General features: G+C 39.5%; 11 protein-coding genes. 7 read left to right on the top strand and 4 right to left on the bottom strand.

Translation table 11 applies throughout. The features are described 5' to 3' along the window. Positions 1–282 precede the first annotated feature (282 nt). Positions 283–642, bottom strand: a complete 360-nt coding sequence (locus GQR47_RS12465) for a DUF5522 domain-containing protein (RefSeq protein ID WP_024596018.1) — start codon at positions 640–642, stop codon at positions 283–285. Positions 643–685: 43 nt separating this feature from the next. Here GQR47_RS12465 and GQR47_RS12460 point away from each other — a divergent pair, with 43 nt between their 5' ends. Beyond that, positions 686–1012: a hypothetical protein gene (locus GQR47_RS12460; protein WP_024596017.1), complete on the top strand. Its 327-nt coding sequence runs from the start codon at positions 686–688 to the stop codon at positions 1010–1012. Positions 1013–1105: 93 nt separating this feature from the next. On the opposite strand, the gene GQR47_RS12455 is transcribed toward GQR47_RS12460, so the two are convergent. Beyond that, the gene (locus GQR47_RS12455; protein WP_165723847.1) at positions 1106–2074 is read right to left on the bottom strand and encodes a class 1 fructose-bisphosphatase; all 969 of its coding nucleotides are present in this window, start codon (positions 2072–2074) and stop codon (positions 1106–1108) included. 154 nt (positions 2075–2228) lie between these two features. On the opposite strand from GQR47_RS12455, the gene GQR47_RS12450 reads away from it, so the two are divergent. After that, positions 2229–4658, top strand: a complete 2430-nt coding sequence (locus GQR47_RS12450; protein WP_165723846.1) for a zinc-dependent metalloprotease — start codon at positions 2229–2231, stop codon at positions 4656–4658. A gap of 98 nt (positions 4659–4756) precedes the next feature. On the opposite strand, the gene GQR47_RS12445 is transcribed toward GQR47_RS12450, so the two are convergent. Beyond that, positions 4757–5530 (bottom strand): YggN family protein, encoded by a 774-nt coding sequence (locus GQR47_RS12445; RefSeq protein WP_024605080.1) that lies wholly within the window; start codon positions 5528–5530, stop codon positions 4757–4759. Positions 5531–5856: 326 nt separating this feature from the next. Further along, positions 5857–8751 carry an RNA polymerase-associated protein RapA gene (gene rapA, locus GQR47_RS12440; RefSeq protein WP_024595181.1) on the bottom strand — a complete coding sequence of 965 codons (2895 nt, stop codon included), beginning with the start codon at positions 8749–8751 and terminating at the stop codon, positions 5857–5859. 305 nt (positions 8752–9056) lie between these two features. On the opposite strand from rapA, the gene GQR47_RS12435 reads away from it, so the two are divergent. From GQR47_RS12435 to GQR47_RS12415, 5 genes are all read left to right on the top strand, one after another. Then, positions 9057–10424: a PIN domain-containing protein gene (locus GQR47_RS12435; RefSeq protein ID WP_024595180.1), complete on the top strand. Its 1368-nt coding sequence runs from the start codon at positions 9057–9059 to the stop codon at positions 10422–10424. Beyond that, the gene (locus GQR47_RS12430; RefSeq protein ID WP_008464132.1) at positions 10421–11803 is read left to right on the top strand and encodes a PhoH family protein; all 1383 of its coding nucleotides are present in this window, start codon (positions 10421–10423) and stop codon (positions 11801–11803) included. Before GQR47_RS12435 ends, GQR47_RS12430 begins: the two co-directional genes overlap by 4 nt. 192 nt (positions 11804–11995) lie before the next feature. Next, positions 11996–12358: a hypothetical protein gene (locus GQR47_RS12425; protein WP_024595179.1), complete on the top strand. Its 363-nt coding sequence runs from the start codon at positions 11996–11998 to the stop codon at positions 12356–12358. 208 nt (positions 12359–12566) lie between these two features. Further along, on the top strand, positions 12567–13604 hold the full coding sequence (locus GQR47_RS12420) for a hypothetical protein (protein WP_013465892.1): 1038 nt from the start codon (positions 12567–12569) through the stop codon (positions 13602–13604). Further along, entirely contained in the window at positions 13601–13918 is a 318-nt protein-coding gene (locus GQR47_RS12415) for a hypothetical protein (protein WP_008109627.1), read from the top strand. Before GQR47_RS12420 ends, GQR47_RS12415 begins: the two co-directional genes overlap by 4 nt. Positions 13919–13920 lie beyond the last annotated feature (2 nt).

Raw genomic sequence — 13920 nt, 5'->3', positions numbered from 1 at the left:
CTTGAACTTTAAATTCTTGTGTAAATCGACGTCTCATTTTATCTGCCTCTATTAAAAGTTAGAGGCGACAACTATCCTGACACAGGGGGATGAGAAGGTAAAAACCAGTGCTTACTCGTATTTGAATACTATTTTTATACAATCACTTACTCTAAAAGCGCAGCGCCTCTAAACCTCTTTGTGAATAATTGCATTTAAAAATATTACTCACAAGGAGAAGTGAAAGAGAAGAAAATGAGAAGATAAAAATCAATGTTTGCTCGTAGTTGTATTAAATAGCTTTTACTTTTTAAAACCATAAGGGCAGTTTTTACAACCATTTTTGCAGCACGAACCACGCTTTAAAAAGAACCACTTACTAAATACCATGTAACCACTTTGCATGGTGTAGTCGAGCCCTTCAATTAAATTGTCGTTACCTCTATATTGCTTTGCAAAGTCTATTTGGGTTTTAATAGGTTGTGTATAAACACCCTCTAAAAAAGTATTTATTTTATTAAGCGTGCACTTGCGGCATAAACAACTTGTTGCTGTGATATCAAGCGGTAAAATAGCCGGCAGCTCATTGCACCAACACGCTGATATATCGTCTACATTACACGTTAGAGTACTGTGGCATTGAGTACAGTTAAGTTGAGTCATTATAATTCTTTTTAGTAACAGTGAGCCAAGAATAACAAATATTATGAATACACAAAAAGCATTAGCTGAATTTATTACATTTGGAGAGCAAAGGGACGAAGCTATATCGGTTATCGTTTCAAGCCCTGCTGATAGCAATAAAGCTCACTATACTCTCTCAACCGAGGTTTTAATTGATGTGCTTAAACGCTGTTTAAGTAACGAAATAGACTTAGATGATTTGGAGCTTTGGGCAAACGTAATTGAATCGCGAGATGACATTGATTGTACTGAGCATGAAGGTTTTATTTATGCGCTCAGTAATAGCGAGCAAATGGGAGAGCTTAATCATCAAAAGCTTGCTCAAATAGTTGCGTTAGTAAAAGTTTGATTTGTTTAAAAAGCGAGGTGTAAAACCTCACCTAAAAAAACCGCACTTCAATTGAATGCGGTTTTTTAAATTGAGGACAACCGTTTTAAGCGATTATTTATGATATCCCAAGCACGTTTCTACTTCGTTTTTAGAACCTAAAATAACGGCTACTCGCTGGTGGATTGCATCAGGCTGAATATCCATAATACGCTCGGTACCGGTTGATGCGATACCGCCAGCTTGCTCTACTAACATAGCCATTGGGTTTGCTTCATAAAGTAGGCGTAATTTATTTGGCTTTTTAGGATCTTTGGTGTCGGTAGGGTAAGTAAATAAACCGCCACGGCTAAGCACGCGATGTACATCGCCCACCATTGCTGCAATCCAGCGCATATTAAAGTTTTTAGCGCGCGGGCCTGTATCGCCTGCTAGCAAATCATTGATATAGTTTTGCATAGCTGGCTGCCAATGGCGTTGGTTAGACGTATTAATGGCAAATTCGTTTGTATCAGCAGGGATTTCGGCAAAATCTTGTGTAAGTAAAAAGCTGCCTTGTGTTTTATCAAGAGTAAACATGCGCGTGCCTTTACCTGTAGTCAGCGCAAGCATTGTTGATGGCCCGTAAAGTACGTAACCTGCAGCAACTTGCTTATGGCCGGGCTGCATAAATATGCTTTGATCAGCAGCGTCATAGCCTTCAGGCGCTTCCATAATAGAAAATATAGTACCCACAAGTGAGTTAATATCCGTATTTGACGAGCCATCGAGTGGATCAAATGCCACTATAAATTTAGCGTCTGGGTTACCTGCTACTGTGTAGTCTTCTTCTTCAGAGGCGATTGCTTTAACCGTACCTGATTCCAGTAAAATATCTTTTAACAGCTGATTAGATAATACATCGAGCTTTTTTTGAGTTTCACCTTGAATGTTTTCATCAAGGGTTGAGCCTAATACGCCAGAAAGCGCGCCTTGACCAACGCGAAACGAAATTTCTTTACATGCCGCTAAAACTGTTCGAATTAATGATAAAAGTTCTCTTGAACAACCATCTTCAAGTAATACTGGAGGGAGTCTACGCATTCTATTTTCCTGATAACGTGTTAAAACCAATCATAATGTGAGAGAGATTAGCTTAGAGCGCTGAAATTCGTCTTAAATAACTGTATTGTTTAAATAGCACCCTATAATGGGGCCACCTAATCGTACTTAAAACACAAATAACAAAGATAAGATTATGAAAAAAATACCACTACTAAGTTACATATTCTTTACTGTGCTGTGCTCTATCATAACTCAAGCGCACGCAGCAATTAAGTCAATTGATGAATTTACTACGCAAATGAATCATTTTCCGGGCTATTATTCGTTTTTTTACGATACCCAAAAGGGAAAAGTATATTTAAAAGTTGATAAGTTTGAACAACAATTTTTACTGCAGCAAAGCTTGCCTTACGGTATCGGCTCTAACGATATAGGCCTTGATAGAGGTCAGCTTGGTAATACTCACCTTGTGCAGTTTGAGCGTTTTGGCGACAAAGTAATGCTGCGGGCTGTAAATACTTACTATCGTGCTAATACAAGTAACAAGGCTGAACAGCAAAGTATTAAAGAAGCGTTTGCATCAAGTATACTTGCTGGTTTTAAAGTGGTTGCAGAGGATAAAGCCACAGCACTTATTGATTATACGCCTTATTTATTAAGTGATGTACATGGCGTAAGCCGCACACTTGCTGCACGTAAGCAAGGCAACTTTAGCCTTGATGAATCACGTAGCGCCGTTTATATGAATCGCTCAAAAGCATTTGTAAAAAACACTGAGCTTGAAGCCGTACTTACATTTAAGGGCACAAAACCAGGTGAATTTGTTCGCCAAGTAAGTGCCGACCCTTATGCGCTTACTGTTCATATGCATCATTCACTTATTCAATTACCAGATGATAACTACACGCCTCGTAAGTTTAATCCGCAATCAGGTTTTTGGAGTATAGAACATAAAGATTACGCAGCGCCGCTTGGTGACTCTATGTACGTGCGTTATATACCGCGTCATCGTCTAACTAAAAAGGACTCAAGTTTACCTATTAGTGAACCTGTTAAACCAATTGTTTATTACCTTGATCCTGGCGTTCCAGAGCCCGTTAAAAGCGCTTTGCTTGAAGGTGGGAAATGGTGGAACGACGCATTTACTGCTGCAGGATATAAAAATGCATTTATAGTAAAAGTGCTGCCAAGTAGCGCCGACCCTATGGATATTCGTTACAACGTCATTCAATGGGTACACCGTGCAACGCGTGGTTGGTCATACGGAAGTTCTGTAATTGACCCACGTACAGGTGAAATACTTAAAGGGCACGTAACACTTGGCTCATTGCGTGTTCGCCAAGATATTTTAATAGCTGAAGCACTCGCTGCTCCTTATTTAAAAGGCAATGAAGTTGCTAAAAACTTGCAAGCAATGGCGCTTGATCGTATTCGCCAATTAAGTGCGCATGAAATTGGTCACACGTTAGGTATTGCTCATAACTTTGCGGCATCGGTAGGTGATAGAGCTTCTGTAATGGATTACCCACACCCGCTACTTAGTTTTAATGAACAAGGTAAGCTTGATGTAACGCGCGGCTATGCAACAGGCATGGGCGTATGGGATACCCAAGTAATTAAATATGGTTATAGCGATTTTACTAACCAAGATGAAAGCGCAGAACTTGCTGCTATTTTAAAAGAAAATAAAGCCAAAGGCCTTGAGTTTATATCAGATAGCGACGCTCGTGCTAAAGGTGGCGCGCATCCAACAGCTCATCTATGGGATAACGGCACTAATCCTTCGCAGGAACTTTTAAGAGTACTCGACGTACGTAAAAAAGCGCTTTCGAAGTTTGGTATTAATAATATTAAAACGGGCGATTCATTATCGCAATTAGAGGAAAAACTAGTTCCGCTTTATCTGTTTCACCGTTTTCAGGTTGAGGCTGCAGTGAAACTCATAGCCGGTGTTGATTACGAATACGAAACACGCGGCGACTCAGCCGTAAAAGGCGCACAAGTCGTTAATAAAAAAACACAGCAAGAAGCAGTAAACGCTATTTTTGCAACGCTTAAGCCAAGTAACTTATTACTTCCTGAATCTGTGTTATCGCTAATTCCGCCAAAAGCATATGGTGAGTCTAAATCGCGCGAGAGTATAGTTGGGCGCACAGGATTAACGCTCGATGCAATGGCATTACCCGAGGTTGCAGTGCAGCATAGCTTGTCGCTTTTATTAAATGCACAACGTTTAAACCGCCTAGCGCAGCAGCAAGCACGTAGTAATGACTTTTATAGTTTAGATGAGTTGCTTGAGGAGCTATATAGCCAAGTGTTTAACGCGTCATCACCTAATACGATGACAGGTAAAATAACTCAGCGCGTGCAATTTTTAACTGCAAAAGCCATGGCTGATTTAGTAGCAAGCGATAGTGTAAGCCCTGAAGTGCAAGCGCAGTTACGTTACTACTTAGTTAAGTTAAGTGAAGACTTTAACCAAAACTCAATGCTGAGCCATACAAGTACTGGCGAGAGTGCGTTTAAGCAATATTTAGCTGAGCAAGTAAATCAGTTTTTAATTAAAGGGCAATGGCCAAACAACTTTAAAGTGCTGCCAATCCCGCCGGGCTCACCAATTTAGAATAAAAAGTAGAAGCGCTTAGTTTTAATCAATTACAAAGCAAAACACCGAGTATATTTATACTCGGTGTTATTTTATTCTAAAAACGAATACGTACTCTAAGATTTTATTTGCACTAAATCGTAATCGGCCATACCAGGTACTATTGCCTGTAAGCGAGACTCGGTTACATCGAGTGCATTTAAACATTCGCAATACTCAGAAGCCTTAAGCTCTAATTGATGCGCCTTTTTTTGTAGCGACTTATCAATTTCTCTTGAGATAATATCCATGCGTTGCCCCATGTCGTTAATGCGATCTTCTATATTACCTTCACGCGATTTAAACGCATCTCCAAGTGATACCAAAATAGCACCTAACGATCCATGAACAGCAGAGTGAATTTGCTGGCTGATCTCTTTAGTGAAAAAATCATCTATTTGCGAAAGTGATTGAGGGGCTATAAAAAAGAAGTCATCTCCGCGCTTAAACTTATCCATTAGCGCGCGCTCTACATACTGCAATTGTGTTTTAAGTACTTCAGGTTCTTTGTCTGACATACCTTCAACTACGTGTTCAATAGCGCTTAAACCTAAGTTAACACCATCGGTAGCAAGGTTTACTAATTCGGGGACTGTGTGGCGAATACCATTACTAAACTGTTCGAGTACTTTGCTTTCGTCATCACTTAAATCAACCCAATAACCGCGAATAAACAGTTGGTTATTGTTATTAATTTGGACACGAGTTTGGCCTTTATCTAATATGCGAATTGCATCGTCAGTAATAATTAAACCATGACGTAATTCAACATCGCATTGGGCTTGAGCAAAGACACTAGTGCTTGAGAGCGCTATGGAAAACGCCAATATCGAACGAGATAGAAACGCCATAAACACCTCAAAAAGACTAAAATGGAAGGCGAGTAGGTTAACAAAAAAACAACTTTATGCAAGGGAAAATAAACCTATCAACTATCTCACAGAATAGTTGTATAGAGTGCAGCTTGAGTTTTTAGATATGGTTATGTTGGGCAAAATCAACAGTTCAACAAAGGGCTTAATATATAGCTAGAGAGGGTAGAAGTGGCTCATAGTAAAATAAGAACACGTGGTTTTTAAATGAAGTTTAAAAAGGTACAGCTATTTATATCAATTAAGCTTAATAGCCGACTCTAAATTTACTCTGGAGTCGGCTCAAAAGACTAAAAACTAAATATTTAGTGTGAAACCACTATTAAGCGAATTGCATCAAGTTGTAACTGCGTTTTTTCAATATACGTAGTTAGGTCGTTACGTTGCTTATCGTAGAAGGTAATTTCTTCTTGGCGAATATTCGGATTAATTTGCTTCAGGGCAACAAGTCGCTCTTGCTCTTCACTGAGTGATGTTTGCATTTTAGCAAGTGACGCTGCGCGAATAACTTCAAGTTTTTCTTGTGCCATATCTTTAGCGGTAGTGATCATTGGGTGAACAGCGCTTTGCAATGCACCGGCAAGCTTACTTGCTGTTTGGCGGCCTACGGCTGATAACTGCTGATTAAAGCCTTCAAATGCCACGTTTTCACCTAGGTTATTACCTGCTTTATCGAGCAATATACGAATTGGTGTAGGCGGTAAAAAGCGACCAACTTGTAATACTTTTGGTGCCATTGCTTCTGCAACAAAAATAAGCTCAACAAAAAAGGTACCAGGCGGTAACTTTTTGTTTTTAAGTAATGCTACTGATGCGCTACCAAAGTCGTCGTCACAAATCATATCCATGGTGCCTTGCACCATAGGGTGATCCCAGCTGATAAAGTGTACATCTTCTTGCGAAAGTGCAGTGTCGCGATCAAAGGTAACCGTCATACCGTCTTCTTTAAGCGATGGGAACGATGCATTTAACATATGTTCCGTTGGCTTTAAGATAATGGTGTTTTCGCCTTTATCTTCTTGGCTTACGCCAAATGTGTCAAACACGTTGATCATGTAGCTTGGCAATTCAAACTGGTTATCGAGTTTTTCGATATCAGTCACAAGCGAGTCAGCAGCACCTTGACCCGATGAATGTAGCTCTAGTAAACGATCTCGTCCGCTTTCCATTTTTTTACGCAGTACCGCATTTTGTTGTGCTACTTGCTCAAGTAATGGATCGAGTTCGTCTTCATCGCAGTTATGCGCAGAAATATATTCAAGTAGGTCATCACGGAACTCTTTATAAAGCATTTGCCCCGTTGTTGATGTAGATTCGAATGCATCTAGACCTTCGTTATACCAACGTAGCAGTACTTCTTGAGCGGTGTTTTCAAAATATGGCACATGAATGTTCACATCTTGTGTTTGGCCTATACGGTCTAATCGACCAATACGTTGCTCGAGCAAATCTGGGTTTAGTGGTAAATCAAACAACACTAAGTGATGCGAGAACTGGAAGTTACGACCTTCTGAGCCAATTTCTGAACACAGTAATATTTGTGCATTATCGTACTCGTCTGCAAAAAATGCAGCAGCGCGGTCACGCTCAATAATCGACATGCCTTCGTGAAATACCGACGCTTTAATTGCTTCACGTTCACGCAGTATTTGCTCAAGGCTGATAGCTGTTTCAGCTTTAGCACATATAAGCAGTACTTTTTCGCGCTTAAGTGTTTTAAGGGTGTCGATTAACCAATCTACACGTGGATCGAATAAACCCCAGCTTGCGCTTTCGCCTTCAAATTCTTGAAATATTTTTTCAGGAAACAGAGCTCGGTGTGCACTTAGTTCAGGGTTTTGAATGCCGCCCATGTTACCAAGAACCGACATAGCCGTTTTATACTGCTTTGGCAATGCCATTGGGTAGGCGTGTAATTTACGACTAGGGTAGCCATCAATGCCGCTGCGGCTATTTCTGAATAATATACGACCTGTGCCGTGGCGATCGAGTAGCATGTTAAGTATTTCTTTACGCGCTGGTAAATCACCTTGCTGTGCTTTTTCAAGAATATCAGTAATGTCGGTTTCTTTTAATAGCTCAATTAGCGTGGCTTTGGCTGCGTCGTCCAGAGCTTGCTCTTGCAGTAATTGATTTGCAGCTTGCGCTACGTCTTTATAATTTGCTTCTTCTTCTTTAAACACGTCGTAGTCGTAAAAACGATCCGGATCGAGTAATTGTAAACGCGCAAAGTGACTGCTGTGACCAAGTTGATCAGGCGTTGCGGTAAGTAAAATAAGGCCCGGAATATCTTGGCTAAGCTCTGCCATACGTTGGTACTCAGAGCTTGGCTTGCCGTTATTGATACTTAGGTGATGGGCTTCATCTATTACTAAAAGGTCCCAATCAGCAAGCGTTGCTTGTTCAAACCAACGTTTTTTCTTGGTTAAAAACTCAAGGCTGGTAAGTACTAGTTGCTCTGTATCAAATACGTTTGGAGAATCTGCAAACGCTTCGTCGCAGCGCTCTTCATCAAAAATAGAAAAACGTAAGTTAAAGCGGCGTAGCATTTCTACTAACCATTGGTGCTGTAAGTTTTCAGGCACCACAATAAGTACGCGGCTTGCACGGCCACTAATAATTTGTTGATGTAGTATCATGCCCGCTTCAATTGTTTTACCAAGGCCTACTTCATCTGATAAAAGTACGCGTGGGGCAAAACGTTTACCCACTTCTTGGGCAATATAAAGCTGGTGCGGAATAAGATTAGCACGCTGACCAATTAAGCCTTTAATAGGCGATTGCTCACGTTCAAATTTATGTAACCACGTTTGGTAGCGAAGTGTGTAACGATCAAAACGATCTACTTGGCCTGCAAATAAACGATCTTGTGGTTTATTAAACTTAATAAAATGATCTAAAAAGGTCTCTTTTAACTTGGCTGTTTCGCCATTATCAACACGGGTGCCGTGATAACAAAGTAACTCGCCTTGTACTTCAATAGACTCTACTTCTAATTCCCATTCTTCAACGCTTTTGATCACATCGCCAGGATTAAATGCCACACGGGTAACAGGTGCTTCTGCACTAGAATAAACACGGTTTTCACCACTGGCAGGAAATAATATGCTGACCTGACGGCCTTCAATGGCAACAACGGTGCCTAATCCTAAATCTGACTCTGTATCACTGATCCAACGCTGACCTAAGGAAAAATTCATGTATGTCTCGTCTATGATGAAAAAGGCGGCTATGTTACCTGTAAGCTAACACCACTGCAAGGCGCTATTTGGCTCACTTTTAATTAATTTTGTAAGTGTTAATTATTACTATTAAAACAGCTTGTCTATGACTCTTTTTTAGGTAAATCAAAACTAATTACAGTTTGTAATAAAACGGACTTTTATGACAAATAGACTAAACTTACATTATGCCTTAGCAATTAAGTATTGCAGGTTTAAGTTTTGCCCGTTTTACTTAGTTATTTTGGTATAGCATAAAAATCATAAAACGTAAGGAAAGTGCTATGGAAAAAGCTTCGAACCTTGAAAGTAAAATGTATGTGCTAGATACCAACGTACTACTTCACGAACCACTCGCTTATTTGTCTTTTCAAGAGCATGACGTTGTAATTCCGATGACGGTGCTTGAAGAACTTGACCATATAAAAGACAGAAAACACGACGTAAGCCGTGATGCGCGCGTCGCTATTCGTGGATTAGATGAAGTTCTTAAAAATGCAACGCCCGAACAAATGCTACAAGGCGTGGCGCTGCCGAGTAACAAAAAGGCAAAAGCGAGCTCTGCCGGTACCCTCATTATTGTAAACGACCATTTATTTGTCGACTCCATTTCTGGTTTGCCTGGTAACGAAAACGACCATCGTATTATCAATTGCGCCGTGTACTTACAAAAGCAGCACAGTGATTCAAAAGTAATACTTGTTACAAAAGATATAAACATGCGTTTAAAAGCCAAAGGCGCCGGACTTAAATATGTTGAGGATTACCGCACCGACCAACTTATTGACGATATCAGCTTACTCACTAGTGGTTATAAAAAAATTGAAGGTGATTTTTGGGACCATGTAGGGGAGTGTAATACGCAGCAACACGGACGAGATACGTTTCATCATGTGCCTAAAAACTTAATACCTGATGTATTTTGTAATGAATATTTACTTGATGGAGGGGATCAGTTTGCGGCGCGTGTTAAATCGTACGATGACGAGCACATAACGCTAAAAGATATTGGTGTTGAGCGTTTAATGCATCAACAAGCATGGGGCGTTAAGCCCAAAAATATTTATCAAGGGATGGCATTAGATGCACTATTGGATACAAGTATTGAGCTTGTTATTTTAACAGGACCTGCAGGGTGTGGTAAAACCTTGTTAGCACTTGCCAGCGCCCTTGAAATGGTCATCGAAAAAGGTATTTACGATAAAGTAATAGTTACCCGTAATACGCCAGAAATAGCAGAGTCTATAGGCTTTTTACCAGGCACGGAGGAGGAAAAAATGGCGCCATGGCTTGCAGCTATCACTGATACGCTGGAGGTATTGCACAAAGGCGACGAAAATCCAATATCGAGTCGAAATTACATAATGGAGAAGGCTAATGTACAGTTTAAATCGGTTAACTTTATGCGCGGGCGTAGCATTCAAAATGCAGTGGTAATTTTACAACCCCGAATTGGAAAGATTTTAAAGTTTTTACCCCCTTGTTTTTATTGGCCTGTAGAAAAAGTAAAAAGAATTTCTCTAAACATGGATTTTTGTAACGACTTTAAGCATTCCCACAATAGCCAATCTTTACAGAGTATTTGTTATTTGGGATGTAAGTACAACACGCATTCTAGCAACGATGCAAACTTTTGGAGGGCTGCGTCATGAAAAGCTCTGTTGAAAACCGAAACCCTCGTGTTCTTGACACGTCTGCGTTGGTTCATGATCCAAAAAGTATCCTGTCATATCAAGATGATATTTACATCTGTCTAACAGTTCTAGAAGAATTAGATAACTTAAAAGAAAGAACTAACAAATCGGTTAGTGCTGATGCTCGTGTATGTATTCGTATGCTTGAAGATATAATAAATGGGCACAGTGCAGAAGAGATGGAAGCTGGTATTCCACTGCCTTCTACTGAAACAGCTAAACGAGGAAAACTGTTTATTGGAATTGATACCCAGCTCGATATGGCTAAAGAGTTAAAGCACGGTATTGGAAGTGACGCTGACAATAGAATAATTAACTATGCACTGTATCTTCAGAAGGACTTAGATAAAGACGTAGTAATTGTTAGCCGTGACATTAATATGCGCTTGAAAGCTCGAACCGTAGGGGTCATGGCAGAAGACGTTGCCGTAGATAATCAAATATCAGATATTGATCTTTTATACACAGGGGTACAAGCCTTTAAAGGAGATCTTTTTGATCGAATTAAATCAGACAAAGACTTCAAGGTTTCAGGAGAAGTTTATACTTTCCCAATAAGTCTATTTAATGATGAAGTTCAGCCAAACATGTATTGGTACGATGAAGCTGGACACATTGGGCGAATTTCAGAAGTAACAGATACTGAGGTATTCACAAAGTTATTGCCTCGTAAACAAGAAAAAGTATGGGGCATTTTGCCTAAAAATCAGCGTCAGGCAGTAGCTTTAAGCCAATTAACAGATCCATATTATGACTTAAATATCATCCTTGGCCCTGCTGGCTCCGGAAAAACTTTTTTAGCAGTTGCTTCGGCGCTGCATCAAGTATTGGAGTTAAAAAAGTACAAAAAAATCGTTGTGGTGCGCTCCAGAGACTTTATGGACGATGATCCGGGGTTTTTACCCGGTGACCTGACAGAGAAATCAATGCCGTTATTAGCAGGTATAACAGATGCGCTTATATCAATGCATTCAGGTGATAACAATGAAGGTAATATTAGTGCAACTGTTGAGCATGTGATCGAAAAAGCCAATATAGAATTTACTAGTATGGCTTACTTCCGAGGTCGTTCAATAGACGATGCTGTTTTAATCATTGATGAAGCTCAAAACATGACTAGAGCGCAAATTAAGGGCATGTTAAGCCGTGGTGGCAAAAATTGTCGCACAATCGTGTTGGGCAACTTAGCCCAGATTGATGATAAGTTTGTCACACCCGCATCTTCAGGTGCTAGCGCGGCTGTTAACGTGTATAGAAACTATGAAAAAGGCTCAGTATTGATATTTGATGAAGTAGAGCGTAGTAGCTTGGCTGAATTCACTGAAAAGAACATGTAGGCATCAAACTACAATTCACATTTCCTTATAATATTGCGACAATAGCCACTGCTTTTTGCAGTGGCTTTTCAGAGAAGCCCGTTCCCACGAAAACAGGACGAAATGGATTTACTCTGAACTAAAAGATTAAATATTCACAAAAACTGAGTGACATAGGTGCGTGGCCTAGCGTTGCCGTTTTTTGGTGTATTGATGTCTTTTAATAAAGAAGACCTGCTAGTAAATATAAAAAGGCAGGCAAAACGATTATCTAAATTATTAACTATTCCCCTTGGACAAGCCCAAGAAGCCCTAGCTATTTGTCTGTATGACTGTAACAGTTACAGCGATTTACTAGTAAAAATAAAAGCTGAATCCTTTGACAACCCATTGATAGCACTGTCTGCTCTCTCACCAAACTCGGAAATATTTTTAGTAAAAATATTAGCTAGCCACCTAGATAGCATCATTGGAAATTTTGAAAAAAAATTTCCCGGTTCCAATATAAATGAAGAATTAGTCATATCCCTTTTCGGACTTAGCTTTGATGAGTTCAAAGCCAAAATTTCTGACTGATTTTGTACAAATCCGTAAGTTGCCATTTAAAAATTTAGCGATATTATGAGTGAAAGGTTGTGCGGACAGCCTACGCCTACACATGTTTTTCGCCTTGAAAAACGTGAACAGTGAAGCGGAGCATCCGTAAAAATTTGGTTATTTGAACAATAAATAAAGCAATGTGTTGGTAGGCCATTGTTTATTGGAAAGTTGTTTGGAGAACTAAGTGATCTCACTTTATCAATTAAAGAATAAGCTCAATAAACAAGCAAAAGAGTTTGCTGAGTTATTAGAGTTTCCTGATCTTTACGCCCAAGGCCTGTGGGCTAGAGGTGTTTATAACTGCCCTCATTTTTCTGATACCCATAAATATCTCTCTGAAGTATTTGAAAAGAAAAAGCTGGACTCAATTCTAAAGCACGATTCCCTGAAATATTTAATGATCAACGAATACGATGATCAAGAAATTATTGAATCGCTTCATAAAGAAATTGAGTCAATGGCAAACCGTATTGAAAGCCTGATGCTGGTAGATATCGAAACATTAGAGTTAGTTTCAGTGATATACCAAGTTTTAGGGTTGCCTGAAAATGCCAAGTTTATTGTAAATACAGGTGCAGACTTCCGCTTAGAGTGGCGACCATACTTTGATGCCTTTGATGATCCGTTGATAGTTCAATATGCAGATTTAAAAGTTCATGGTTGTTATTTCAGGCTAATCGCTTGCAAGTTTCCGTTTGAAAAGCTTTCCTTGGATGACATTAGAAAATACATGTACATCAATCATGTAAACCATAATGGTGAGTTTGAAGGCTGTATTTCTGAAGGAAATACATTTTCTAAGCATGTGCACTGGCTGGTGTTGACACTTGAATTATTCAGTAGCGGCAAAGTAAATAAGGCTCAGTTCAATCCAACAACCTTCAAAATCGAAGGTATGCGCTATTTGGTATATGGCTTCCCATTGATTCCTTCCTTTGTATCTGATTGGCACAAACCTGATTTATGTCTACGAGTCAAAAATCTAGATGGCGATCAGAAGTTCATTGTTCGTATCGAACAGCAAGATCTTGTTTTTTATGCGAGGCGCGTTGATACCAACTTTTTTAACACAATCGATTATGAAAAATACATTTCGTTGTATCAATCTAGTGTTCTGTCACATTTTGATGCTGACAACAATTTGCTTAAAGTTGATGGGGTTAAATATCTAAGTTTTTTTCGTCCTTTTTCTGTAGAAGATATGAAAGGAGTTCAAGCATGAGACCTAGAGTAAAACTAACCAACGCAAAACTTATCTCAATTCAATCTGATACAGAGGAAAAAGTTGAACGGGTGCTTTACGGCACATTTGCTGACGAAAATGAAAATGGTAAAGAAGGAGATGCTTTATTCACGATAAAGGTTTTGGAAATCAATGGTCTAGAAAGTAAGTGCTTTGGTGTTGACTTTTATATCTTAGATGCTGAATCTAAAGAGTTTGATGTAAATGCATTTGAGTTTAATTTAATGCATGAGTGTATGTATTCTCCTAATGAGTTATTAGAGCTGCGAGATATGCTCCCGGCTAGTTATTAGTA

This window comes from Pseudoalteromonas sp. Z1A2 (genome assembly GCF_011378755.1).
GTDB classification, from domain to species: domain Bacteria; phylum Pseudomonadota; class Gammaproteobacteria; order Enterobacterales; family Alteromonadaceae; genus Pseudoalteromonas; species Pseudoalteromonas distincta.
The sequence above is the reverse complement of the archived record's forward strand: the minus strand, read 5'-3'. Positions and strand labels throughout refer to the sequence as shown.